23 protein-coding genes are annotated in these 25,495 nt (G+C 36.3%); 7 read left to right on the top strand and 16 right to left on the bottom strand.

Annotated elements, in window-relative coordinates; translation table 11 throughout:
* Nucleotides 1-88: 88 nt before the first annotated feature.
* From AC3FI7_RS21480 to AC3FI7_RS21470, 3 genes are all read right to left on the bottom strand, one after another.
* Nucleotides 89-1,165, bottom strand: a complete 1,077-nt coding sequence (locus AC3FI7_RS21480) for a GNAT family N-acetyltransferase (protein ID WP_491460866.1) — start codon at nt 1,163-1,165, stop codon at nt 89-91.
* Complete coding sequence (locus tag AC3FI7_RS21475; RefSeq protein ID WP_343661486.1) at nt 1,162-2,160, bottom strand: polysaccharide deacetylase family protein; 999 nt, start codon at nt 2,158-2,160, stop codon at nt 1,162-1,164. Before AC3FI7_RS21475 ends, AC3FI7_RS21480 begins: the two co-directional genes overlap by 4 nt.
* A gap of 72 nt (nt 2,161-2,232) precedes the next feature.
* On the bottom strand, nt 2,233-4,371 hold the full coding sequence (locus AC3FI7_RS21470) for a S46 family peptidase (RefSeq protein ID WP_343661485.1): 2,139 nt from the start codon (nt 4,369-4,371) through the stop codon (nt 2,233-2,235).
* A 301-nt stretch (nt 4,372-4,672) separates the two neighbouring features.
* Between AC3FI7_RS21470 and AC3FI7_RS21465 the strand changes: the two genes are divergently transcribed.
* Nucleotides 4,673-5,158 (top strand): copper resistance protein NlpE, encoded by a 486-nt coding sequence (locus AC3FI7_RS21465; protein WP_491460865.1) that lies wholly within the window; start codon nt 4,673-4,675, stop codon nt 5,156-5,158.
* A gap of 41 nt (nt 5,159-5,199) precedes the next feature.
* Here the strand turns inward: AC3FI7_RS21465 and AC3FI7_RS21460 are convergent, their stop codons facing one another.
* Entirely contained in the window at nt 5,200-5,847 is a 648-nt protein-coding gene (locus tag AC3FI7_RS21460; protein WP_142726483.1) for an MgtC/SapB family protein, read from the bottom strand.
* Nucleotides 5,848-6,075: 228 nt separating this feature from the next.
* Between AC3FI7_RS21460 and AC3FI7_RS21455 the strand changes: the two genes are divergently transcribed.
* The 4 genes from AC3FI7_RS21455 to AC3FI7_RS21440 all read left to right on the top strand — a co-directional run bounded on the left by AC3FI7_RS21455 (nt 6,076) and on the right by AC3FI7_RS21440 (nt 9,187).
* Nucleotides 6,076-6,474, top strand: a complete 399-nt coding sequence (locus AC3FI7_RS21455; protein ID WP_142726482.1) for an immunity 22 family protein — start codon at nt 6,076-6,078, stop codon at nt 6,472-6,474.
* A 114-nt stretch (nt 6,475-6,588) separates the two neighbouring features.
* Nucleotides 6,589-7,200: an FEKKY domain-containing protein gene (locus tag AC3FI7_RS21450; RefSeq protein ID WP_491460864.1), complete on the top strand. Its 612-nt coding sequence runs from the start codon at nt 6,589-6,591 to the stop codon at nt 7,198-7,200.
* Nucleotides 7,201-7,242: 42 nt separating this feature from the next.
* Nucleotides 7,243-7,974 (top strand): protein phosphatase 2C domain-containing protein, encoded by a 732-nt coding sequence (locus AC3FI7_RS21445; RefSeq protein WP_491460863.1) that lies wholly within the window; start codon nt 7,243-7,245, stop codon nt 7,972-7,974.
* A gap of 484 nt (nt 7,975-8,458) precedes the next feature.
* Nucleotides 8,459-9,187 carry a hypothetical protein gene (locus tag AC3FI7_RS21440; protein WP_343661477.1) on the top strand — a complete coding sequence of 243 codons (729 nt, stop codon included), beginning with the start codon at nt 8,459-8,461 and terminating at the stop codon, nt 9,185-9,187.
* A gap of 69 nt (nt 9,188-9,256) precedes the next feature.
* Here AC3FI7_RS21440 and polA read toward each other — a convergent pair whose 3' ends face one another.
* The 12 genes from polA to tssO all read right to left on the bottom strand — a co-directional run bounded on the left by polA (nt 9,257) and on the right by tssO (nt 23,845).
* Nucleotides 9,257-12,091, bottom strand: a complete 2,835-nt coding sequence (polA, locus tag AC3FI7_RS21435; protein WP_491460862.1) for a DNA polymerase I — start codon at nt 12,089-12,091, stop codon at nt 9,257-9,259.
* A 306-nt stretch (nt 12,092-12,397) separates the two neighbouring features.
* Nucleotides 12,398-12,811, bottom strand: coding sequence for a type VI secretion system tube protein TssD (gene tssD, locus AC3FI7_RS21430; RefSeq protein WP_142726479.1), 414 nt, complete (start codon nt 12,809-12,811; stop codon nt 12,398-12,400).
* A gap of 338 nt (nt 12,812-13,149) precedes the next feature.
* Nucleotides 13,150-13,563: a type VI secretion system tube protein TssD gene (tssD, locus tag AC3FI7_RS21425; protein ID WP_142726478.1), complete on the bottom strand. Its 414-nt coding sequence runs from the start codon at nt 13,561-13,563 to the stop codon at nt 13,150-13,152.
* Between the two features lie 283 nt (nt 13,564-13,846).
* Nucleotides 13,847-14,212, bottom strand: a complete 366-nt coding sequence (locus AC3FI7_RS21420) for a YdcF family protein (RefSeq protein ID WP_491460861.1) — start codon at nt 14,210-14,212, stop codon at nt 13,847-13,849.
* Complete coding sequence (locus tag AC3FI7_RS21415) at nt 14,188-14,319, bottom strand: hypothetical protein (RefSeq protein WP_491460860.1); 132 nt, start codon at nt 14,317-14,319, stop codon at nt 14,188-14,190. The genes AC3FI7_RS21420 and AC3FI7_RS21415 overlap by 25 nt, the downstream gene beginning before the upstream one ends.
* Nucleotides 14,320-14,485: 166 nt before the next feature.
* Entirely contained in the window at nt 14,486-15,352 is an 867-nt protein-coding gene (locus AC3FI7_RS21410) for a lytic transglycosylase domain-containing protein (protein ID WP_142726476.1), read from the bottom strand.
* 57 nt (nt 15,353-15,409) lie between these two features.
* Nucleotides 15,410-17,905, bottom strand: a complete 2,496-nt coding sequence (locus AC3FI7_RS21405) for an ATP-dependent Clp protease ATP-binding subunit (RefSeq protein ID WP_343661472.1) — start codon at nt 17,903-17,905, stop codon at nt 15,410-15,412.
* 609 nt (nt 17,906-18,514) lie between these two features.
* A complete protein-coding gene (tssD, locus tag AC3FI7_RS21400) occupies nt 18,515-18,922 on the bottom strand; it encodes a type VI secretion system tube protein TssD (RefSeq protein ID WP_142726474.1) in 408 nt (135 codons plus the stop codon).
* Between the two features lie 437 nt (nt 18,923-19,359).
* Nucleotides 19,360-21,765 (bottom strand): type VI secretion system protein TssR domain-containing protein, encoded by a 2,406-nt coding sequence (gene tssR / locus AC3FI7_RS21395; protein ID WP_343661470.1) that lies wholly within the window; start codon nt 21,763-21,765, stop codon nt 19,360-19,362.
* A gap of 47 nt (nt 21,766-21,812) precedes the next feature.
* Nucleotides 21,813-22,724, bottom strand: a complete 912-nt coding sequence (locus AC3FI7_RS21390) for a PKD domain-containing protein (protein ID WP_142726472.1) — start codon at nt 22,722-22,724, stop codon at nt 21,813-21,815.
* Nucleotides 22,725-22,772: 48 nt separating this feature from the next.
* Nucleotides 22,773-23,297: a type VI secretion system transmembrane protein TssO gene (locus tag AC3FI7_RS21385; protein ID WP_491460859.1), complete on the bottom strand. Its 525-nt coding sequence runs from the start codon at nt 23,295-23,297 to the stop codon at nt 22,773-22,775.
* An 11-nt stretch (nt 23,298-23,308) separates the two neighbouring features.
* A complete protein-coding gene (gene tssO, locus AC3FI7_RS21380) occupies nt 23,309-23,845 on the bottom strand; it encodes a type VI secretion system TssO (RefSeq protein ID WP_142726470.1) in 537 nt (178 codons plus the stop codon).
* Nucleotides 23,846-24,024: 179 nt separating this feature from the next.
* On the opposite strand from tssO, the gene AC3FI7_RS21375 reads away from it, so the two are divergent.
* Nucleotides 24,025-24,696, top strand: coding sequence for a response regulator transcription factor (locus AC3FI7_RS21375; RefSeq protein WP_142726469.1), 672 nt, complete (start codon nt 24,025-24,027; stop codon nt 24,694-24,696).
* Nucleotides 24,697-25,014: 318 nt separating this feature from the next.
* On the top strand, nt 25,015-25,305 hold the full coding sequence (locus tag AC3FI7_RS21370) for an HU family DNA-binding protein (protein ID WP_002984212.1): 291 nt from the start codon (nt 25,015-25,017) through the stop codon (nt 25,303-25,305).
* The last annotated feature ends 190 nt before the right edge of the window (nt 25,306-25,495 follow it).

Below are 25,495 nucleotides of genomic sequence, written 5' to 3'. Positions count from 1 at the left end.
AAAAACAAACGCCTGGTAGTATTATCAGGCGTTTGTTTTTTTTATAAATGATGATCGATAATTGATATGTGATAATTCCTTATTCTACTTACGTCATCATACAATCTCCGTCGCCATCCTGATAGTTTGGGTTAAAATTATCGGGTAATAATGCCAAAAGGTTCTTATGGAAAAGATATTCTCTTCTGAAATCACGCTCGTAGATATGGGAAAATACTTTTGAGTTTTGTATCGCTTTGTTTAATCCGGTTTGATAAGAGGTAAAGCCTTTCACTTTATGGGTAATGATGAAGTAATTTAAAAAACGGACAACCTTATCTGAATTACTATCCGTAAAAAGATAAGGTATTTTAAGATAGTCATCACGGAGCTGCAACAGAAAACAAGATGTAAGTTTATTGGTTTGATCAAAGATTTTAATCCAGAAGTATTTAAATGTCCCGGCAAAACTCGAAAAAAAGTATTGGTCATCTTTTTTGCCCTCCAGCACCCAGGGATTGTCTATAAAGATGTTAATCTCATCTGCATTACGCTTGTTAGGAAATCCATTAATGAAAACAGCACTTTCCTGATCGATTCTATCAAGCATTTCATATTTGAAATCCGGTTTCTGTGTGGAAAGATTTTTTATTGAGATCAGTCCATTGGTTGCAACATCCAGAATTTTTAAAAGTGGCTTCAGAGATTGCGTTCCCGGTTTTTTTTCGGGAATCATTTTAGCAGCATCTGTTCTGAAATAATAACGCTTTCCTTCTTTAGGAAAGACATACTCAAATACTCCCATAATATTGTAAAGTGCTTCTGCTTCTTTGGTAAATTCTGTAATGGCGATTTTCCCATCGTACTCTTCAAAAGCTTTTTTCAACAGAGCTTTCGCAGGTCTTTTTTTTCTGTATTCCGGATCCGCATATAATGTACTGAGCCAGACATAGCGGATTTCTTGTCCATCAATATTAAAATTATCCGGAAAACATCCGACATAACCAATCAGTTTTTCTTCATAAAAAGCCAGAATAAGAAGCGTATCTTCATCAGATGCTTTGGGATTCCGGATATGAGACAGCGCCCGATGCTTTGTGACAGGAAGAAAATCATATTGCTGATAAGTTCCGGAGGATATAAAATCTTCCAGTTCTTTTCTGTTATATGTTTTCAGCACTATCATTTTCTCACAATCGTATTTTTATTCATCCATTTTTTCAGTCTGAAATAAGCAATTTCTTTTCTCAATATCTGCGCTCCACTCTCTCCCATTTCCATTGGGATTCTTTGAAAGTTTTTCTTCACACTGTCAAGCTTTATACCAGCACATCCGAAGCTGCAGTAGATTTCTTCATTTTTATAAAGTTCATCAAAAAAATCTTTTCCTACTTCAAAATCAGTGAACGGAAATGCAAAACTTTCGTATAAGAAACTATTTTCTTTTAAATAGGCAAAAGTTTTATCCGTTGTTTCCATTTGTTCTTTTAAAGATAAATCTCCGTATTTTGGGTGATCCCAACTATGCGATGAGATTCCGAAACCTTTACTTGTAAGTTGTTTTAGTTCTTCGGTGCTCAAATAAGGTTTATATTCTCTGGAGTAGGCTTTAAAATCCACTTCAAGTTTGCCTGCTAGCCGGTCCAGGATCTCTTTTTCCTGATAATTGATTGTTAAAATTTTCTTCTGTAAAACGTGTCTGTCTGTATTTTTAAGCGATAAGATAAAATAAACTTCGGGATCTATGGTTTTTATTTTCCCAACAGCATCTGCAAGCAGACTTGCCTTACACCGGAACATCATCTCTTTATTATCAATGAAAGCAGGATTAATAAAATTACAGGCATAAATTCCTTTACGTTCCAAGATGGGAGCGGCTACCTCATAAAACTCTCTGAAACCGTCATCAAAAGTAAGCAAAGCGATCTTTTTAGCAGGTTTAAAATTTCCCGACATACAATCTTTGAATTCCTGCCAGCTTACAAACTGAAAATTCTTTGAAAAATGATCCAGGTCTTCTTCAAACTGTTGGATATTCTTGTAGCGGATCACATGTTTTAAATGAGGAAGCTCTTTATCTGAGACACTGTGATAAAGCGGCAGACAGTAATCCAGCGGAAAAGATTTTCCGATATTCTCAGATTCGAAGGCTGCCATTACATTGATGATCCTGTCTTTCATCTTATTTAAAATAAAAAAGAATCTATTCAAAACTCAATTCAAACAGATTCTTAAAGGTATAACTTTTAAAAATTATTTTATAATTTTCATTTCATCAATAAGCCACTTTGAATCAGCAAACTTGTCAATGATGAAAAGGATATATTTGGTATCTACCATAATGTTTCTGCTGAAACGCGGGTCATAGTTGATATCACTCATGGTTCCTTCCCACTGTCTGTCGAAGTTCAGTCCGACAAGGTTTCCGTTGGCATCAAGAGCCGGGCTTCCCGAGTTTCCTCCTGTGGTATGGTTGGTGGCTGTAAATCCTACAGGGACATCACCGGTTTTATCTTTATAGATTCCGAAATCCTTTTTGTTGTAAAGATCTATAAGTTTATTTGGGACATCAAATTCATAATCTCCAGGAACATATTTTTCCATTACTCCTGCAAGGTGGGTCTGGTATCCGTAAGAAACTGCATCTCTTGGTGTAGATCCTTTTACTTTACCATAGGTTACACGAAGTGTTGAGTTGGCATCCGGGAAGAATTTTCTGTCTTTATCCGTCTGCATCTGCTGAGCCATGAACTTTTTCTGTAAAGCATCTATTTTCGCCTGCATTGAAGTATACTGAGGATCCGCAGTTTTCATATATGTTTCTTTCATAGAAACGTACAGCTGATAAATAGGATCTTTCTTTAATGTTTTGATCAATTTATCCTGATTAGAAAATGCTTTATCAATATCTGCTGTCAGTGCTGCCCCGTTGACAGCAGTTCTTCCTGTGATAACAGAATTTTTGGACATATCTTCTACGACAGGAATATTGGCATTCTCATCTTTATATTTACTGAATCCTGCTGGTAAAAACTGTGAAGCCGTTTTATTGGCATATAAAGCCAAAAGCTTTGCTGTTACTTTAGCATCAAGCTCTGCACTGTAGTCTTTATAGAAGGAGGTTAATTTTGTTTTTACCTTTGCTAGCTCCTTTTCATCCATTCTGCCTGCTTCTACAGCAGCTACAAAGTCATAATAGTCACCGGCGAGTTTCAACGTCTCTGCATTTTTGATCACTTCTGTATAGTAAGCATTGTTTAATGCATAAGGTGCCTGATCATTGTACAGCTTATTCAACTGGTCCAAAGTATTTTTAATATCGGGATTTTTAGAGACCAAAGAACCCTCATACATTACTTTCTTTTCTACAGCATTGGATTTTTTCAATCCTTCTACCTCGCCAATCCATTTTTTCCAGTAGTTCGCTACCGAAGCATATTTTGAAGCATATTTAATACGTGTTTCATTATCAACACGCATTTTTTCGTCCAATGTTTTTAAGGCAACATCCCGTACAGCAATTTTTGCAGGATCAATTTCTTTCATGATCTTCTCTACTCCAATAGCAGGAAGATATTCTGTCGTTCTTCCCGGGAATCCGAATACAAAAGTAAAATCGTTTTCGTTTTTATCTTTTATAGAAACCGGTAGGTAGTGCTTAGGGACATAAGGAACATTGTCTTTAGAATATTCCGCGGGTCTGTTGTTCTTGTCTGCATAGATTCTGAACATAGAGAAATCTCCGGTATGTCTCGGCCAAACCCAGTTGTCCGTATCACTTCCGAATTTTCCGATACTCTGAGGCGGAGCTCCTACAAGACGGATGTCTTTATAAGTTTCGATCGTGTAAGCATAGTATTTGTTGCCATAATACATAGGTTTTACCATGATCGACTGATAGGATTCAATTTTCTGAGCGTTTTTATATACCTCAATATTGTTGTTGATCTTTTTGGTAAGTTCCGGTTCTGTAAGATTGTCTGTACCTTCCAAAATCTGATCAGTAACTTCTTTTATATCTACAATAAAATCTACTTTTACTCCCGGATTGGGAAGTTCTCCTTCTGTATTTTTTGCCCAGAATCCATTGGAAAGAAGATCATTCTGAACCGTTGAATGTGCCTGAATCTGACCATAACCACAGTGATGGTTGGTTAACAGCAGTCCTTTAGGTGAAATAATTTCTGCAGTACATCCACCATTAAACTGTACTACTGCATCCTTAATGCTTGGTTTCTGAGGGTTGAAAATATCTTTTGCAGAAATCTTCATTCCCAAATCCTTCATTTCCTTTTCATTCAGCTCAGTAGGAATCCACATTCCTCCATATTGTTGTGCAAATGCCATTGCAGCCGGCAAAAGAAATACAGATAAAAGTATCTTTTTTGTCATAATAAAAATTTTGCCCGAATTTACGAAGAAAAATAAGAATAGGCTTTATAAAACAGGTGGAAAAGTTGTTAAGAGTGGCTTTTTGTAAAATCTAAAAAGTAAAATGTATTAATGAAGGGAAAACAGAAAATTCATTTAATGATCTATACAGTAAACCCGAACCGTATATTGACAACTATCAGCCAGCAACATTAAACTTTAAACTTTAAACTTTAAACATTAACCTTCCACCCTCTCTCTGGCTCAGTTTTTGTTTATTGGAAGTAACTTTATTATTAAAAACATACTTAAATTTATTATTATGATGAAAAACAAAATGCTCATGTTGGGATTAGTATCAACTCTGTTTCTTGCTTCATGTGCTAAAAAAGAAACCACTGAGACCACCACTACTGCAGATTCAGCTACTGCTGTTCAACCAGCAGCGACAGACAGTATCACAAAAGCGACGCCTACGGCGGCAGGAGACACTTCTGAAAATGCACTGGACTGGGCGGGTACCTATGAAGCCACTGTTCCATGTGCTGACTGCCCGGGAATCAAGACTTCTTTGACATTGAACAATGATAAAACATTCAGCATTACGGAAGAATATCTTGACAGAAATTCAAAGAATCAGGATAAAGGATCTTTTGCATGGGATGCAGCAGGAAGCATCATTACTTTAAAAGGAAAATCTGCCAACTACAAATATAAGGTGGGTGAAAATGTTCTGATCCAGCTGGATATGGAAGGAAAAGAAATCGATGGTCCGAACAAGGATCTTTATAAATTTAAGAAAAAATAAAAGTAAAGGCTTCGGCCTTTATTTTTTTGACCATAAATTTTTTAAAACTGATAGGCTGTAATTTTCGGGTCATCCACAAGACGTCTGATCACTTCTTCATGATGGGTGTTTTTACCCGTAAGCCTCCAGATAACAGTAAAACTTTCCTGCGAATACTGCTGCTTGAGCATCAGATAATTTAGATGATGTTCTTTAAAGATATGTTCACAGTATTGGATATCTTCTGAGCTGGTCACCGCAATTCTATATTCCCTTACTTTATTATAATTATCAATAAAATTCTGAAGATAGGTTAGAGCGCTCAGAACGATCAGTACCAAAGCAGTTCCGAGCATAGCAATATAGATATATCCGGAACCAACCGCCATTCCTATGGAAGCTGTTGCCCAAATGGTTGTTGCTGTCGTGATTCCTTCAATTTTATTATCTCCTTTAAAAATAACCCCTGCTCCGAGAAACCCGATTCCGGTGATGATATTGGCAGCAAGCCGGTCAGGATTGGCAACTCCGATTTTTATAGAAAGTATAGTAAACAGACAGGCACCAAAACACACCAGGATAAAAGTTCTGAGACCGGCAGACTTATTACGGTATTCACGTTCGGCCCCAATAAACAATCCTAAAATGACAGAAATGAGAATCAGCAGCAATTCATTTTTAACAACGTAATGGTCCTGAAGAAAATCCATTTTTTAAAATTTAAATGTAGAATAAAATTACAACAAAAAATTCACCTGTGAGATGATCATTGGCCAGGAAGATTTTATTTGACTGAAAACTTTCGTAATATTACAGCTTAAATGAAGAAGGCAGGTACAGGAGATATGAAAGCTGTATTTTTCCGACAAAGAAGCTTTCACGATTTGAAAAAGCTGATATAAGTAAACGATCAAAAAGATTAGAATAAAAATAATATTATGGATAAAGAAATTTCACACTTCTGGTTAGGGTATTTCAAGAATGAAGAAGATTTTTACAGTTTTGTAGAAGAAGATGAAAATTATTATATAGAGGAAGAAACTGATGATCAGTATGTTTCCAAGTTTGCAGAGTCACAGAACATCAAATGGTTTGATGATGATTTTATAGAATATGGCTTTGAGGACGAAAGTCTTAGCCTGTATGATAAGTTTGCAGAATATTCTTACGCTGACCAATGGCTTCCGATCCTGGAAAGAAAACTGAATGAATTAAGTCTGGACACCCCTGTAAACGCTATTATTTTCGCCACAAGATTTGTGATTCCTAATCCTGTTTCTGTAGAAAATGATGATTTTTCCCTGCATTATGTTGGCGAAATAGAGTACGATATTTAATATCAGAGAAATCTCCGTTGATAACAAGTGGCTTCATCATCAATGCAGTTACTTGTTATTGATAAAAGATTAAGAATGGCATAGAAAGTGATGATTTAGTGATAAACAGACGCAATGAAAAGACATCTTATCATCATCAATTTCATTATTATCTTACTGTTGGCTACGGTATATGTCTCCGGCTATTACTTTATTAATTATCCTATACAATTCAACTTCCGGCATTCTATACAAGAATCAGGTTTTGAATATTTTCCTGTTATATTGGCTGTTACCGCAATTGTCACTTACCTTTTGAGCAGTCTGCCACTTAAAGCCTCAGATTTTAAAGGTAAATTTTTAAGAATTTATCCTATCATCAATACTATCGTTATTCTTTTTTTCACCATTTCAGCCGGAAATGAATTTATAAAAACTAAAAAAGAGCTTTCAAAAAAAGAAAAGGAGTATGCTCTTCATGCTGAAAAGGATATAAAAAATGACAAAGTTATAATACTCTATGCAGGAGGTCTCTCGATTGATTCTCAGTATGAGAAAGTAAGTAACAAAATTGCAGATATCCAAAAGAAATACGGTGTAACTTATACAAACACCGGTTGTATCATTGACCCCATCGATATTGAAGCACAAAAGAAATACTCAGAAAAAGTAAAACCTTATCTTGAAAGAAGAAACGGTAAAGGCTGGGAAAACAGGATGCAGAAGGAAATTGATTGTATAAAGTAATACCTGCAATTATATCTTAAAATAGAACTATTTTAGCACCCGATGAATGTATATTCTACCCTACAAATCGGAGATTACCATATTAATCATTGCGAAGATGATCTTCTTATCAAAAAAATCGGTTCAGAAAAGATTGTATGTGCTGTTATGGATGGATGTTCAACAGCTATGGACAGCCATTTTGCTTCGACACTCACTGGTAAAATTTTGCGTAAAATTATTATTGAGATGGGCTACAAAGCCTTATATGATAAAGATAAACAGAATTTAGACGAAGAACTCAAAGAAATTGTAAAAGGTTTATTTGAAGAACTTAAATTTGTTAAAAATCATCTGATGCTGGATGAAAAGGAGCTATTAGCCACCCTTATCCTCTTAGTCTATGACATCACAGCAGACGAAGGATTGGTATTAGCAGTTGGCGATGGAGTTGTCTGCATCAATGGAAATATAACAGAATTTGACCGTAATAATAAACCTGATTATCTGGCTTATCATCTTCATGAAAACTTTGAAGACTGGTATTCCGCCCAGTCTCAGAAAATATTTTTTGATGGTATGAATGATGTCTCCATTGCAACTGACGGTATTTCCAGCTTTTTAAAAATCAAAAAGACTGATTCCGATGAAAAGATCAATTTTACTGAATATTTAATGATTGATCATCAAAATAGTGATACAGAAGAAATGCTAAACAGAAAACTTAAGCAACTGGAACATCAGTATGGGGTAAAACCAACAGATGATTTGGCTATAATCAGAATGATAAAATAATATTTTTAGGCATCATGAAACAATCCAGACCTCATCGGTTCTACACATTTCTGAAGAAATTTTCTTTCAGTCTTATTATTATTTCCATCATGACATGTGTACAGATTTACTGGTCTATGGGAGCTCTTTCAGATCATATATCGAGTGGCTGCATGGAGTGTAGTTTTTTTGAAGATGTGATATATATGGCAGTGATAGCCGGTATTTTATTTTCAGTGTTTTTTTGTTTGCTTTTCTTTATGAAAAAGGTATTTCTGAAGGCATGTATTGAATTCTTATTACTGATCTTCGTATGGCTGTTTGTGAACTATTCGTTATTTGTAGACAGGGAATCTTCATGGAGCACTTATGATTTTAATTCTGAGCTTCATTATACAGTATTAAGCTCATTTTTTCCGGTTATTCTTCTTGGTTGCCTATGTATTTTAATTTTACATTATCGGGAAATAAAAGTTAGATTTGTATCTTCAAAAAACAAACACCATTGAAAAAAATCATTTTAATTTTTCTTCTTTCTTCTTTTATAGTTTATTCATGCGATAAAAGTAAAGCTGATGCACCGAAAGGGTCTTCACCCGTGATGAAAAAAGATTCAGCGCAAAGCAGTATACAAAGAAATCAGGAACTGTCAAAAACAGGTAAACAAGTCTCCGATTTTGTTTCCAACGGGCATGAAATCCAATATGAAACAGAAGGTGACCTTAATCAGGACGGTCTTTCAGACAAAGTACTGGTTCTCAGAAAAAAAGATGATAGTTTAGCGCAGAGAACCATGATTGTCCTTTTAAAAAATCCTGACAAAACCTACCGTTTATTTAAAACTTCAAAAAAAGTACTCCCCGCCGAATACAATGATTCAGGCTATAAAATGCATGATCCGGAAGACGTCAGTATTGAGAAAGGAACATTATATATCAATCTATATGATATCGGGCCCTATGGCAATCAGTTCAGTCAATTCAAATATATGAATGACAACAGCCTGGTTCTCACTTATATTGAAACTTATAATATGGGAGCAGGCTCTCATTCCTCATTTGTCTATGAACCGATAAAAGGGAAAATCAGACTGGAAACAGTCAACACCATGGAAGAGGAGATGCCGGCAACGGTTGAGACTTTTCAGATCAAAAAAGAACGATTTTTATTTGAAAATATTTCTCCTGAAAACATAGTTACCAATACTTATAATTCTGTTGAAAATAATAAATAAATACAGAAAAAGACTTCCGCCTGAAGGTGGAAGTCTTTTTCTGAGGTATAATTTTGCAGTATTTTATTATTAATGTGCTTCTAACCAGTTATCCCCTACTCCGATCTCCACCAGTAACGGAACCTGTGTTTTTAAAGCACTTTCCATTTCTGTTCTGATCAGTTGGGAAGCAGGCTCAATTTCATCAATAGGAGCTTCAAATAATAATTCGTCATGAACCTGGAGAAGCATCTTTGTTTTAAGTTGCTGCTCTTCTAACTCTCTGTCAATTTTAATCATAGCAATTTTTACAATATCTGCAGCACTTCCCTGAACCGGTGCGTTTACTGCATTTCTTTCAGCATGGCCTCTCACCACGAAATTGTTGGAATTGATATCTTTCAAATGACGTTTTCTTCCTAATATAGTTTCTACATAGCCTAACTGACGAGCTTTACTCACCTGTTCTGCCATATACTCCTTCAGTTTCGGATAGGTCTCGAAGTATGCCTCGATCATCTGCTTGGCTTCTGTACGGGATAATCCGGTCTGTTCTGCCAAAGCAAAAGCTCCCTGTCCGTAGATGATTCCAAAATTGACGGTTTTAGCCTGACTTCTCTGGGTTTTGGAAACTTCTGCCAATGGAATTTTAAAAAGTTTTGCAGCGGTAGAAGCGTGGATATCCTCTCCGTCCTGGAAAGCTTTGATCATATTTTCCTCCCCTGAGATTTCAGCAATCAGACGAAGTTCAATCTGGGAATAGTCAGCAGAGATGATCTTTTTTCCTTCCCCTGATACAAAAGCTCCACGGATCTGCTGTCCCCTTAGAGTTCTGATCGGAATATTCTGCAGGTTCGGGTTTACACTCGCCAAACGGCCTGTAGCGGCTGTTGTCTGTGAAAAGTTGGTATGTACCCTGTTATCATCTTTATCAATCTGTGAAGGTAAAGCATCCACATAGGTTGATTTTAATTTCTGATAGGTTCTGTATTCCAGAATATGTTTGATGATTTCATGTTTGGAAGACAGCTTCTGAAGAACATCTTCTGAGGTTGCATATTGCCCGGTTTTTGTTTTCTTCGCTTTTGGATCCAGCTGCATTTTTTCAAACAGGATTTCTCCCAGCTGCTTTGGAGAGTTCATGTTGAACTCTTCTCCTGAAAGTTCAAAAATTTTGGTTTCTAATTCTTTCAGGTCATTTTCAAGGTCAACGCTTTCCTGGGCAAGCCATTTTTCATCCAGAGAAATACCGGCCAGTTCCATTTTTGCCAACACTTCCATCAAAGGCATTTCAATATTGTAGAAAAGCTCTTCCAGATTTTCTTTTTTAAGCTGTGGTGCAAAAAGTTCGTACAACTGAAATGTTACATCTGCATCTTCTGCGGCATAATCGGTCTGGGTTCTGAGATCTGCATCTCTGAAACTGCCTTGTTTTTTTCCTTTCTTTCCAATAATGGTTTCAATAGAGACCGGTTTGTAGTTCAGGTAAACTTCCGAAAGATAATCCATCCCGTGTCTTCCATCCGGATTCAGCAGGTAGTGAGCAATCATGGTATCAAACATGGCCCCTTTCACAGTGATATCGTATTGTTTTAAAACTTTATAATCGAATTTGAGATTGTGCGCTACTTTCAGCAGGTCTTCTTTCTCAAAAAAAGGTCTGAAGATCTCCAGTGTCTGCAAAACTTCTGCCCTGTCATCAGAGAGAGGAATATAATATGCTAATCCTTTTTTATAGGAAAAGCTCATTCCCACCAGTTCTGCTTCCAACTCATTCAAAGAAGTTGTTTCTGTATCAAAGCAAACTACTTTTTGCTGAAGCAGGTTATCAACCAGTTTTTTCTGCGCTTTTGGGTTGTTGATGAACTGATAAAGGTGGTCATTCTGCTCAATGGTAGACTTTGTAGAAGTAGCCTGTTCAAGTTCTTCAAAATTAGCGAAAAGGTCAAGCTGCATTACCTGTCCTTTCACTTCTGTTCCTGCCGGTGTCTGCTTTACTTCTACCTCACTTACCACAACAGTTTCTGCTGCTGCAGGTGCAAAAGCTCTGTAAAGATTTTCGTACAGCCTTCTAAATTCTATTTCATCAAAGACTTCTTTTACTTTTTCAAAATCCGGAGTTTCAAGGTCATACTGTTCCTGATGAAATTCTACAGGAGCATCACAGATAATGGTGGCCAGTTTTTTAGACAGAATACCACGTTCAGCAGAAGCTTCCACTTTTTCTTTCAGTTTTCCTTTCAGCTTATCAGTATTTGCCAGTAAATTTTCAATACTTCCGAATTCCTTCAGGAATTTCATCGCCGTTTTTTCCCCTACTCCTTCCAGTCCGGGAATATTATCTACTGCATCTCCCATCATAGCAAGGAAATCTATAACCTGTTTAGGGTCTTCGATCTCATATTTCGCCTTTACTTCTTCTACTCCGAGAATCTCGATATCCCCTCCTTTCAGGCCCGGCTTATAAATTTTAATTTTATCAGTAACCAGCTGGGCAAAATCTTTATCCGGAGTCACCATAAAAGTAGTATATCCTTCTTTTTCTGCTTTGCAGGCAATGGTCCCTATCACGTCATCAGCTTCATATCCTTCTACCCCAAGAATTGGAATATGCATTGCTTCCAGAATTCTGTGAATATATGGAACAGCAATTTTGATCGCTTCGGGTGTTTCACTTCTGTTGGCTTTATAATCTGAGAAATCATCTGTTCTTACACTCGCCTGTCCTACGTCAAAAACAACTGCCAGATGAGTGGGTTTTTCTCTCCTGATCAGTTCGATCAAAGAATTGGTAAAGCCAAAAATAGCAGAAGTATCCAGTCCTTTGCTGGTAAGTCTCGGATTCCTGATCAATGCGTAATATCCTCTGAAAATCATCGCATAGGCATCGATGAGAAACAGCCTTTTATCTTGTGTTGCGTCCATATTATCTATAATGAACAAATATATGAAAATAGGACTAAAAGTTGATAGTTTGCAGAACGGGGTTGGCTTACATTTTCTTATTTATATATCACATTGTAATAATATCATACCCACAATATTACAGGCATTTTCCCATTAAATGTTCTTTACATAAAGTGAAACTGCTCTATGCTGTAAGAAAATAGCAAATGAATTAAAAATTTGTCTGAACATTTTATTTGTTTTTATCCATGGCTATTAATTACTGATAAAAAAATGAACAGCATGCCTTGGGCATGCTGTTCATTTTTTCTGAGCTGTATTGGATTACATGCTTGCCGAAGGCCATAGTCCACGGTACTGAGAGTCACCATAATCAATGGTTTCAGCACTTACTACAAAGCTGATCAGCATACTGTTGCTGTCTACGGCATCGAAGTCTATTTCGTGCTGGATTACATATCCGTTTTCCCATTTCAAAGTAATCAGGGTTCCTTCTTCATGGGATTTATTGAAGGTGATTTCTCCTACTGTCGGCTTGTATTTACCGTTTAACAAGCTTTCAAGGATGTCTGACTTTTCAGTAGCTTCTACTGTTACTTTGATTAATGCATTGGAAGGGTCTGATGCTACACGTCCTGATACGTCTGTAGATCTGGACACGCTGTAGTTCAGTTTTAACAGCTTCTGTCCTTCACCATTGTTGAATTTTAAGATTCCTCTTGAATTTCTTTCTGCCATGATTGTAAATTTTAATCGTTAATAATATTTTGTGATTCAATAATTATATAACAAAGATAGAACCCCTGTTTTTGAAAAAAAAGCATTTGAACAGAAATATGAAAAAGTGTAGTAATTCTACGATTTGATGTCGTAATTCTACGACAACAGACTTAAAACACAATATAAACACCTCATAACAAACACATTAAAAGCAAAAATAAAACATATATTATTACACCATAAAGAGATATACTATATCCGGAATCGTTATGGAAGTATAATCCCAAAAAAACAGAACAGCGTCTCTTGTCCGCTGTTCTGTACCAATTTTATTTTTACTAAGATGATGAATAGGCTTATTTACCTACTGAAGGCCATAGTCCACGGTACTGAGAGTCACCATAATCAATGGTTTCAGCACTTACTACAAAGCTGATCAGCATACTGTTGCTGTCTACGGCATCGAAGTCTATTTCGTGCTGGATTACATATCCGTTTTCCCACTTCAAAGTGATCAGCGTTCCTTCTTCATGGGATTTGTTGAAGGTAATTTCTCCTACTGTCGGCTTGTATTTACCGTTTAACAAGCTTTCAAGGATGTCTGACTTTTCAGTAGCTTCTACTGTTACTTTGATTAATGCGTTAGAAGGATCTGATGCTACACGTCCTGATACGTCTGTAGATCTGGACACGCTGTAGTTCAGTTTTAACAGCTTCTGTCCTTCACCATTGTTGAATTTTAAGATTCCTCTTGAATTTCTTTCTGCCATGATTAGTAAATTTTGATCGTTAATATTTTGTGATTCGGTGATTGTACAGCAAATATAGAAGCTCTTTTCTCCCTAAAAAAACTTTTTAATATAAATCTGAAAAAGTGTCGTAATTCTACGATTTCTTGTCGTAATTCTACGACAATAGATTTAAGCATCTGCTAAAAACATGATGGACAAAAGATTTATATGTAGTAAAAACTATTGGTAAATTCTATAATTTTCCACATCACTGAGAAATATTGAGACTTTATTAATAGTAAATCAGAATCATTTTAATCAATTATTGATTCCAATAATAGGCAATCACTTCTCTGAAAACAGAGTAAAAATCTCTTATTTCAAAGTAATTCGGACTTGAGCTTTCTACGGTGTAAAAATGACGGTCCATGAAAAGTTTTTTAATTCTTGTCTGATGGTAATATTGTGAAACGGAAATAACATTTCTGAAATGGAGGCTGTCACATATCCTGATGGTATTTTCTACTGTCATTTCAGTATTATTGCCTTTATTATCAACAATAATATTTTCTTTCGGACTATGTTTGATCTCCAGGAATTCTTTCATTTTATCGCCCTCCCAATACCCCTCTTTACCCAATCCTCCGCTTACAAGAATCTTCTTTACGCGACCTGAGTTGTACAACACAACGCTCTGATCAAGCCTGGCCCGCAATCTCTCTGATAATGTCCCATCCCATTTACCTTATTTCCAAGAACCACAGCTAAGTCTGCCTTCTCTCCTTTATCTTTCATCCCATCAGCTATAATGTAAACTGTATGAGCAGAAAACCAGAACAGGGGGGATTAAGAGAATAAAAATCAGTCTTTTTTTCACAACAATCTCTGCTTTTATTGATTATTAAGAGAATGGCAACCAGTAAAACTGATTGCCATTCATTATTTTTTATTATATATTATCTTATTGCTGAATCTTTCCTCCTTCTTTTATGGAGCGAACCAATATTTTATTTTTTCTCAGCAGAAAATCAGGCATGAGATCAACCGGAAGATAGAATGTACTTTCTCCTTTTTTCTGAAGCTCATCCATTATACCGGGATTCCAGGCCAGGATTCTATCAACATCTACATTCAGTTCATCAGCAACAATTTTCAGGTTGAATCCGGCATTGATTTCGGTCTCTGAAAGAGCAGGCTGAATAACTTTTCTGTTTCCATCCTCAAAGAAAATTTTATTGATTCTTGAAGAGTTATAGTTATTCAATACACTCTCAAGCTCTCCCGTAGCATAACATGCATTCAGGTATTTCTTGACATGATTAATCGTTTCTGCGGGAAGATACTTATAAAACTCATGGTATTGGGAAGAACCGGCAGCTTCCATTGCTTTGGCTATGTTTCCTTCACCACAGTTATACGCTGCAACCACAGTTACCCAATTATTATACTTTTTATACAGGTTACTTAAAGAAACAGCCGCAGTTTTTGTACTTTTATAAATATCAGTACGCCCCTGCTCTGTAAGTCCGTACTGATTGGCATGGGCAGTCATAAACTGCCAGATCCCCACAGCTCCGGCTCCTGACGTAATATTTCTGTCAAAATGAGATTCAATCAGAGCCAGGTTTCTCAAATGCTTGGGAAGGCCTTTCTGACGAAGTAACTGCTCAATAAATTCTACCAGATCTTTATTGGCTTTAATGATTCCCTGATATTTTTTCACGCTGTTTTCTGACGTATCAGAAGCAGCAAGAAACTGTCCGTTTACAAAAACAGCTGTACCCAATAACAGTAAACCTGTAAAGATATTTCTGACAATGGTTTTCATTTTAATAGTATTTAAGGTAAAAAAGCGGGTTCACAAATTTACTCTTTTGCCTTATAATTAATCTACTTTCCAACTTAGTTTTTCTTCTTCTTTATTCCAGTCTACATGAATGGTCTGCCCGGACTTCACTTCTTCCCTGACAATCATTTTAGAGATAGGCCTGGCAAGCTGTGCACGGATTACTCCTGAAATCTGTCTTGCCCCATATTTGCTGCTGAATCCTCCCAATGCAAGGTTTCTTACAGCTTCATCACTTATTTTTAAAGCGATTCCCAACCTTGTCAATGAAGCATGAAGTGATTTCAGCTGAATATTAAATATTCTTTCAGCAATGGATTCCGTGATCGGAGCAAAAGGAATAATCTCTGTAATTCTTGCCAGAAATTCAGGTCTGAAACGTCCTGAATTGGACATGATCTGCATCAGTGAAGATGATTCTGGAATTTTCCCTTCTTCAAACTGTTTTACAATTTCCTCACTTCCGATATTGGAGGTAAACAGGATCAGCGCGTTGCTGAAATCCCCTTCTTTACCTAATTTATCATGAACTTTACCCTCATCCATAATCTGAAGAAATACATCAAAAACAGAGTGATGGGCTTTTTCAATTTCATCAAATAAAACAACGGTATAAGGCTGTTGCCTGATCTTATTCACCAGCATACCTCCTTCTTCATATCCTACATATCCCGGAGGTGCTCCGTATAGCAGTGCAGCAGAATGTTCTTCTTTAAATTCTGACATATCAAAACGCACCATTGCCTTTTCATCGTTGAAAAGCAATTCTGCCATTGATTTGGCCAACTCTGTTTTACCGGTTCCTGTAGGTCCCAGAAGGAAGAAAGATCCGATAGGCTGCCCCGGTTTATTCAGTCCGCTTCGGTTTTCAACGATGGCATCGGAAAGGATTTTTAAAGCATGATCCTGCCCTACGACTCGATTCAACAGAAGGGATTCCATGTTCAGAAGCTTCTCTTTTTCCTGAGCCTGGATCTTCCCGATAGGAATATTGGTCTTTGCAGCCATTACAGCCGCCAGTTCCAGCCTGTCTACTTTTTCTCTTTTCTTCGCTGCATGCTGCAGGAGTTCAGCATAAGTATCTTCAATAATCTTCTGGATCTGATCTACCGGCATAGAGTTGTCAATTGATGGCTGCTCGCTTAGTGATCCCCAAAGAATCGGGCTTATTTTATCTCTTAACAGATTGTATGTCCAGATCAGTTCATCTGCTTTATCTTTGCTGTCAGCATATTCTTCTTTTAGGATAGTATCATAGCTTTCTTTCCAACTGTTGAGTTCTTTTTCTGACAGTTCATCAAGCATTTTGATCGCAGCCATTGTTCTGTCTAACAAGTCAATAGCAGCATCTGGTAATTTTTTACCTTTCGCATATCTTTTTGCCAGACGTACACACTCAGGAAGGGCTGTTTTTTCCACTTCAATGCCGTGGTGTTTTTTGTAGCCTTCAAGAAGAACATCAATCATTTTTACGCAGGTTTTTTCATCCGGTTCATGAACGGTTAAAACTTCAAAACGACGGTTAAAAGCCTGTTCTGGTTCTATAATTTTTCTGTATTCTTCCTGTGTTGTCGCTCCGATTACTGTAATTTCACCTCTGGCAAGCTCAGGCTTAAGGAGATTGGCTACATTTCCGATGCTTCCTTTCGGATCTAAAAGGGTATGAATTTCATCAATAAAAAGAATAGCTTTTTCAATTTTCTTACATTCATTGATTACTTTTTTAAGACGGTCTTCAATTTCTCCTTTATAAGAGGTTCCGGCCAGTAATGCTCCGGTATCCAGTTCTAAAAGGGTACCGTTTTTAAGCATTTCCGGAACATTTCCTTTGATAATTTCAGTAGCAAAACCTTCTACCAAGGCTGTTTTACCAACTCCCGGCTCACCGATAATGATCACATTCGGCTTACTTCTGCGGCAAAGGATCTCCACCAGCATTCTGAGTTCTTTATCTCTGCCGATGATATTTTCAATCTCTCCTTTTCTTGCCTGTGCCGTTCTGTCTACACAGTAGCTTTTAATGGAAGGAAAGGAAGAATCTGAATGGTCTGATCCATTTGAAAATAATGATGAGAAATCTCCATCTTCAGAAACAGTAAACGGAGTATCTTTCCTATACAGATTGAAGATCTCATGTTCTCTCAAAGGAAGGGATTTTAACTGTTGAAGAGAGAATACCACCTGCGGCTTTACAATAGCGGTAAGAATACAGATTGGCGTAATCTCATCCAGTCCTAATTTTAAACGGATATCATCAGCTTCTTCAATAAGGGTATCCACCGCATCATCCTGACCTACTTCATCCGGAAGATGACTGGTTTTGGGATATTCTTCGATACGGACGTCTGCCCATTCGTAGAAGTATCCGGGATCTTTATCTATACTTTTCAGGAATTCATTGAGTCCGATATCTTTATGCATTAAAGCCTGCAGGATATGCGGGCCTCCATACGTTCCATTATAATTTTCCTTCGCTATCGACTGAGCAATATGAAATAGTTGCTTTACTGTTTCGTTGGTTACTAGTACTCCCATTTATAATTTTCTTATATTAATATATTTGCGTTTTGCTTTTAATGTGTCTCAGATTTGATGGTTTGATCTAATTTTTATTCCTTATAACCAGAAAATCAAAATTTATCTTTTCAGGTAGTTAAAATTAACTATTTTATTCTAAATGATATAAAGATAGCTAATTCTTCAATTAGAGAAGTAACAACTGTATTTTTTTGTTACCCAACTCAATGCTGATCATTGAATTTTGTGACATATTACCGCTCCAGGACAGCTTTTAATCAGACTAACTCATTGAAGTAGGCTGAGAAAAGCACTGCTGAAGATTCTGCCAGCCCATATAATTTTTCAATTAAATTGGTTTTGAAAAAAGGCCTGGATCTTAAACTCAATGAAAGATTCAGGCTTAGAGAAAGTATATTATATCTTCAAAAACATCATATTTTCTATCAAAATAAAATATCTCAGAAGCGGACAACATTCAAACTGAAAGATCACAATATTTACTTAACAGAATTATGCACATCTGTTGCAGAATAAAAGTTTTTCATCAATTTTCATCAGTCAAAAAAGACCGTCTTATTTAGGGACAGTCTTTTTCTTTATGAATGTTGATAATGTGTGTAAATATTAGTTGCCTGGCCATAGACCGTTATACTGAGAATCACCATAATCAATGGTTTCAGCACTTATTACAAAGCTGATCAGCATACTGTTGCTGTCTACTGCGTCGAAATCCACCTGGTGCTGGATGACATATCCATTTTCCCATTTCAAAGTAATCAGGGTTCCTTCTTCATGGGATTTATTGAAGGTGATTTCTCCTACTGTCGGTTTGTATTTACCGTTTAACAAACTTTCAAGAATATCTGATTTTTCAGTAGCTTCTACCGTTACTTTGATTAATGCGTTAGAAGGGTCTGATGCTACACGTCCCGATACATCTGTAGATCTGGATACACTGTAGTTCATCTTTAGCAGCTTTTGCCCTTCACCGTTGTTGAATTTTAAGATTCCTCTTGAATTTCTTTCTGCCATGATTGCAAATTTTAATCGTTAATAATATTTTGTGACTCAGTGATTGTACAGCAAATATAGAAGCTCTTTTCTTCCTAAAAAAACTTTTCATTATAAATCTGAAAAATTGTAGTAGTTCTACGACTTCTTGTCGTAATTCTACGACAATAGATTTATATCCATTTATATAACACCCTTCAATAAAGCATTTTGGAATATATCTCATTTTCAGGATAAAAAATAATTTTGCACTCAAAAGGGAAATCAATCTGAAAATCGGAGGTGAATTATGTACTATAAGTTATCTTTAATTTTTTTTAAAAGTATCCATATCACTTTTCGAAAAAAGGTTTGACGATTGAATATGAATGTGTACAGAGGTGCAGCTTATTATTCTTTTACATCACAAAAAAAGCAGAAGTGTATACTCCTGCTTTGATATAATGAAAATGATTTTCCTAATGCTTCGTGTATTCCGGCTGTTCCGTCGGAATTCTTGATGGGGTAAAATATTCATTAAGCCAATAGAATGTCTGTCCGTTCTGCTGAATTTTTACAGCCGGATTGTTTCTGTTGGCCAGCATTCTGTCTGCCAGATTTTTATAGTGGTAGAAATAATTCTTTACAGTCTCATTAGGAACCACTTTGGATTTTTTCCAGCCTTTCAGTTTATATTTAGCCATCAGTTCTTCTTCGGAAAGATCAAATCCGGTACTCATTCCGATTGCATAAGACATCGGCAGTTCATAAAGAGCTCCCTTATCTAAGAATTTAATGGTCGGATTATATTTCTTAAGCAGTTTAACATATTCTTTAATGGCTCTTGCCTGATTAAAGTCTGCTCGATCAGCCTGCGTATTTCTGTATACTTCTGTGTAGAAAGCTTTAAGATTATCATATTCTGATTCAGAAATAAGAATTCCTTTTTCTATTCCCGGAGTAAAGTCTTTCAGCTCTTTTGGAATATACCCTTTCACAAGGAATGGGCTTCCATAGTTGATCAGCTGTGCAGCAATGCCTGCAGAAACAGGATTGGTAAGTCCGGGATAAAGGTATTTATACTTCAGATCAACATCTGTTCTTCCTGCCCCTACAGATGAATGGAAATATTCATTGAGTGATTTGTCAATAGTCTGGTTATCCAAAGTAACCTGTGCAATAAGGCTGTCAACAGATTTTTTCAGGAAGCCGGGTGTTGTGATATCTCCTTTTTTAGGGAATATAACGAACCCCTGTGACATACTCTGCTTAGGATAAGCAAGAGAAAAGAACCCTTCATCACCTTCTACCAGACTGAAATTATTTTTAGTAAGGACATCGTATTGGTTGATGATCTTTTGCTTTTTAAGCTCAGCAATATTTTTGGCTGTATTGGTAACCACATTTTCAGCCATCAGTACAAAATCATTGTAGTTATCTGAAGATCTTGCGCTTGTCTGGAACATGATCAGTCTTGCCTGTGCCTGAGTCAGCGAACTGATTACACTGTACATATTTCCGCTTTGGCTTGCAGAAGTTCCTACAGTCACGACAATATTGGTTTCATCAGGAACATTTGAAAGAAGGTTTCCTGCAGCAGTAAGAGCTTCTCCTACCGGTTGATACCCACTATTGCTTGCGCAGTTCATTTCATTTGTTTTATCGTCAATAAATGTTGTGATTTTAGTATAGTCTGAACTTAAGTTAGACACAGAAATATTATTTCCGCAAGGGTTATTTTTATATAAAACCACTCCATATTTAACATTATTAAAGTAGGATGGCTTTTCAAATCTAAGCTGAAGATCCTGTAATAATGATTTTACGATAGGTGCATAAGGTGCATTGGCAGCACTTACATCCAATGCAAAAACAATATTGATATTTTTATCCCGGTCAGTGATCTCTCTGTATCTGTCAAAGCGAATAGGCTCTCCCAATACATTGGAAACAAAGTTCTTGCTGTAATCCAAAATATTGGTAAAATATTTTGTTTTAGAGTCAGGAGTTGGTGTTTCTTCCAGTGGGAGGTTTACAGGGAAAATATTTTCCAGCGGTGTTCTTTTGTTTACCTCAGTAAGAAGAACTGCTGTTTTATTTGTTGCATCTGATGCAGAAGCACCAGGATGGCCTTCATGAATTCCCAGAGCTGAATCATTGATTCCTGTTGTATTTTTAAGCTTGATAGCAGAGCGCTCTCCCCACGTAGAAATAACATTGGAGCTCACCCATCCGTAAAGTCCTTTGCTGATACTGTCCATATCAACAGAAGGCTTTTTACCTACTAAAAAACGTTTGTTATTCTCAGCCATCTTGTATACATATACAATCTGTCCGTTAGGAATTTTTACGTTGGCCGTTTCGATAAGACTTGGTGAGTTAAACACCATAATGGAGTCATTTTTATAATACCTTTCAGCATTTCTGATGACTTCGCTGTTATTAGGTACTACAGCAACCCTTACCGGATAACCTGTTTTTTCGCTTTTAAGGGCATTGTTCCAGAGAAGAAGATCTGACTCCGGGATCCAACCGTATGTTTTAACTGATTTTGACGAAACTTTCTTCATTAAAGCATCAGGAACATACTCTGCTACTTTTACCATTCCGTCCCTATGTTTCAGAACCATTAAAGGCTCAAGGAATTTTACTTCTTTGTAAGATTTCTCATCATCTTTATCCAGATAAGCCGTATTTCTGGATCTGTCTGAAATGACAATCCATGGAACAGACTTTTTAGGATAACCATTAACGACAGGAGAAGTATCCACCTGTCCATACTGCGATGGTTCCGGGGTTTTCTTTGACGGCAGTGTTACCTGGCAACCCGTCAATAATACTGATAACCCTATATAATATGCTGCTAGAGGAAATTTATTTTTCATCCTATTTAATCTTTTTATGATTGGTACATCCGTAAGACCGGACGAAATTATTTGCTTTGGTTGATATCTACTTTAGTTACACAGTTCTGTGTATCATCCAGATTGACTTTCACTGTCTGGATCACCGTATTCTTGTCAAACTGAAGACCTGCACAGTACATATAGAAGTTATTGACTTTGCTGTCATTTACTTTAACAACCGTATTCTCGTTATTACACAGATAAGTTTTCAACAGATAATTATAGTGCATATTGAAGCTGTTTCCGTTGGCGATCTGCTGCAGGTGGTATTTGAAATCATTATCTACTTTTGCATAAGAATCTTCTACTGAAACTTCATCTTCCGCAAGAGCATCATAAGCCGGAAGAATCTTAATACGGTGGTAAACAGGATCCTGGCTTTCTTCAGTGTATAATGTTACCAGATAATCTCCAGGTTTTTTATAAGAATAGATGGTAAACTTATCCTTGGCATCTGTATTTCCTGTCTCTCCGAATTTCCAGGCGAAATGTTTGGCTTCAGAAATAGCACGGAAAGGTACATTTTCATTTTGCATAGCCTGCGCCGGAGCCTCAATCGTAGTACTTATCTTGGCAGTATCTTTTGGTTTCTGAACGCTTCTTGCACTTACCATTACAGGAAAAGATTTCGTATACTTATTGTCAACGATCAAGCTTACCTGATAATATCCCGGTTTATTGTAGAAGTGAATACCGCTGTTTTTATCTGAAGTTGTCCCATCTCCGAAATTCCATCTCTTGGTTTTGGCAAACTGGGTTTTGTCCTCGAATAAAAGTGTATCTCCTACCGCCAGTGAAGACGGATAAACCACCCCAACAATATCATCGGCTGAATGGATTACTTTTTTCTGCAGCCACAAAGCAACCAAAGCTGCGATCAGCAAAGTTGCAATAACACCGATAATAATGTTTTTCTTGTTCTTTTGAAAATAATTCATAGTTAGTAATTGTGATGTGTTTTATTTATAGTTCCTAGTATTTATTGCTTACTGCATTCTTGCTTTCAGATCCTGCTCACGCTGATAAAGCTTATTCTGCTTATCTTTAAACCCGATTCGGCATTCATCTACCTGCTTCTGGAAAATTTTAATATCTTCAGAAGTTGTCGAAATGACTTTTTTGTCATCAAAATACATTTTATAGAATTTGGCAATCTGTGGATAAGCATCTTTCCGGATATCGACAACGTCAGTGCCATTGAAATAGCTGTTAAGGTCGTTCACTCCAAGCTGAATATTATTTTCCACAAAAGGCTGTGGCCCGTCATCGGTAAGTTTTGTAATCATGGTATAGGTACTGTCCATGATGGGAAGAACAATTTTCTGGTGCCGTTCAAATTCTGCTTTCTGCTCAAGATTCTGAATACCTCTTACATCTTCATCAGAAAAGGGAGATTGAAAACCCTTTAAAAAGATCACTCCCAGAAACAACATAGCGGTTATAAGCATCAGTATTAAATAAAAAAACTGATAATGCCTTTCCTTCTTTGATAATGTGATTTGTCCTTGCATATCTTTCTCTTTTATCTTCTTCTTTTACTTCCGGTGAAATTTCTTGTAGGGTCTTTTCTAAGTTCGTTGTTGGTTACTTTGATTTTGCCCATGCATTCGTCAAGGTCCCTTAAAACGGTTTTCTTCTGATACTCTACTTCAATGATTTTAGCTTTTAAAGTCATCATAGGTACAATCTGCTTCATCAGTACAGCATAATGCTTAAAACTCTGAGCACTGTCCTTACCCATAATATTTTTAGCATCCCTCACTTTATCCATAATGCTGGTTCTGAGAAATACTTCGTTTTCCACCTTATTGATACTAAGCTGGTTCATTTTGTCATAAATATCATCAATGTGATCTTTCAGAACATCACTCCGAAGCATCAGTTCTTTGTATGCTTCAGCTTCCCGGCTAATCCCTTCCCGCTGTATATCATAACTCTTAAAGAAGAGAAATAGACAAGCAAAAGATACAACCGACAAAACAACAAATGACAGAATAAACTTCCAAATGCCCATTCTTACGTCAGATTTGTTCAATTTTTTTTCCCTGTTAGAAGACATAATTTGCGATTTGTTTGGCCTGTGAAAATATAAAAAAAAAATTTTATGCACAATACGTAATTTCCCCAAGCCTGTTTCGTGAAAACCCTGATTAAATTAATATTAATTTTCCCTTTGATAAGTTTTTCATAAATTAGACCTCTGAATTTTAAATATCATTCGCCAAATCGATATTAGGAATGAGCAAAATATTATCCAATACCGTACGTTTTTCTATTGCTGACAGTGATTTTTATTTCAAGAAAATAATGATCAAAACGCTTATGGAAAATCCTTTCTATATGCTTCTGAATGACTGTAACAATGGACATGAGCTGGTAAACAGAATCTACAGAAGGCAGGAAGATGTTTTCATTATTGAACTGTTTATGCCGGTATTAAGCGGAATTGAAGCAATCAAATATATCAGAAAAAACAATACAGAAACCCCTATCATTACGTATTCGGGCACTTATCAGGAAGATATGGCCGAAATTCTTTCAAAGATCCCTAATATATACTACTGTCAGAAAAAAAGCACCATCATAAAAGATATCATTAAAGGAAGTATTGCTTCTGAAGGCTTTGATTACCAGGCTTATTCAAAAGAATGGGAGCAGCAGCCGCTCGCTGTACAGGAATACATGGACAGGCAGAAGAAAGGACAAGAAGAGCTTTCACCGGCTGAGATACAGCTGATGAGATTCTGCTATGAGGGATTCAGCAACAAGGAAATTGCAGAAAAACTCAATCTGAGTACCAGAACTATTGATACCTACATCAACCGTCTTACAGAAAAGCTGGGACTGAAGACCAAGCTTCACCTTATACGCTTCTGTGTGGAAAACGGATATTATAATTCCAGTTTATAAAAATTTTTATCTCGTCTTTTATAATTTAAAAATCCGAATCAAAAACATTAGTAATCAACCCATTACGCATCTGCCATTGAAAATGATAAAACTTTTCAAAAGCTGTTATGGCCGGGGTTTATTAAATTTTGTTCATCAGATTTCCACCCCATTATTCTGCTATATTATTTTATTGTTAAATAATCACCACCCAGCCTTAATATAACATGTACATGAAAAGTCTAACGTTTTGAATAAAAATATTTTGCCACTAATTTGCTAGTATTCAATTTTTTTAACTAAATTTGCACACCTAAAATTTAAAATTAAAATAAGGAAATGACAAAGGCAGAATTGGTAAACACCATCTCAAATAAGTTGGGAACAGAAAAGAATGAAACACAGAAAGTTGTAGAAGCTTTTATGCAGGAGATCAGAACTTCTATGTATAATGGGGATAACGTTTATCTAAGAGGGTTTGGATCTTTTATCATTAAAACAAGAGCTGCTAAAACAGGAAGAAATATTTCTAAAAATACTGCAATTGAGATTCCTGCTCATAACATTCCTGCTTTCAAACCTTCAAAATCTTTTGTTGAGAAAGTAAAAACTAAAGTTGCAGTAAAATAAGAACATTAACTGAATATTAACTAGTTACTAAAAAATTAAAATTATGCCAAGCGGAAAGAAAAGAAAAAGACACAAGGTTGCAACTCACAAAAGAAAGAAAAGAAGAAGAGCAAACAGACATAAGAAAAAATAATCTCTTTTTCTCGAGATTTACAATATAATAATATAGTTGGTGGATTTAAATTTATAA

This window comes from Chryseobacterium sp. TQ-BC-N36, assembly GCF_058382295.1.
The sequence above is the reverse complement of the archived record's forward strand: the minus strand, read 5'-3'. Positions and strand labels throughout refer to the sequence as shown.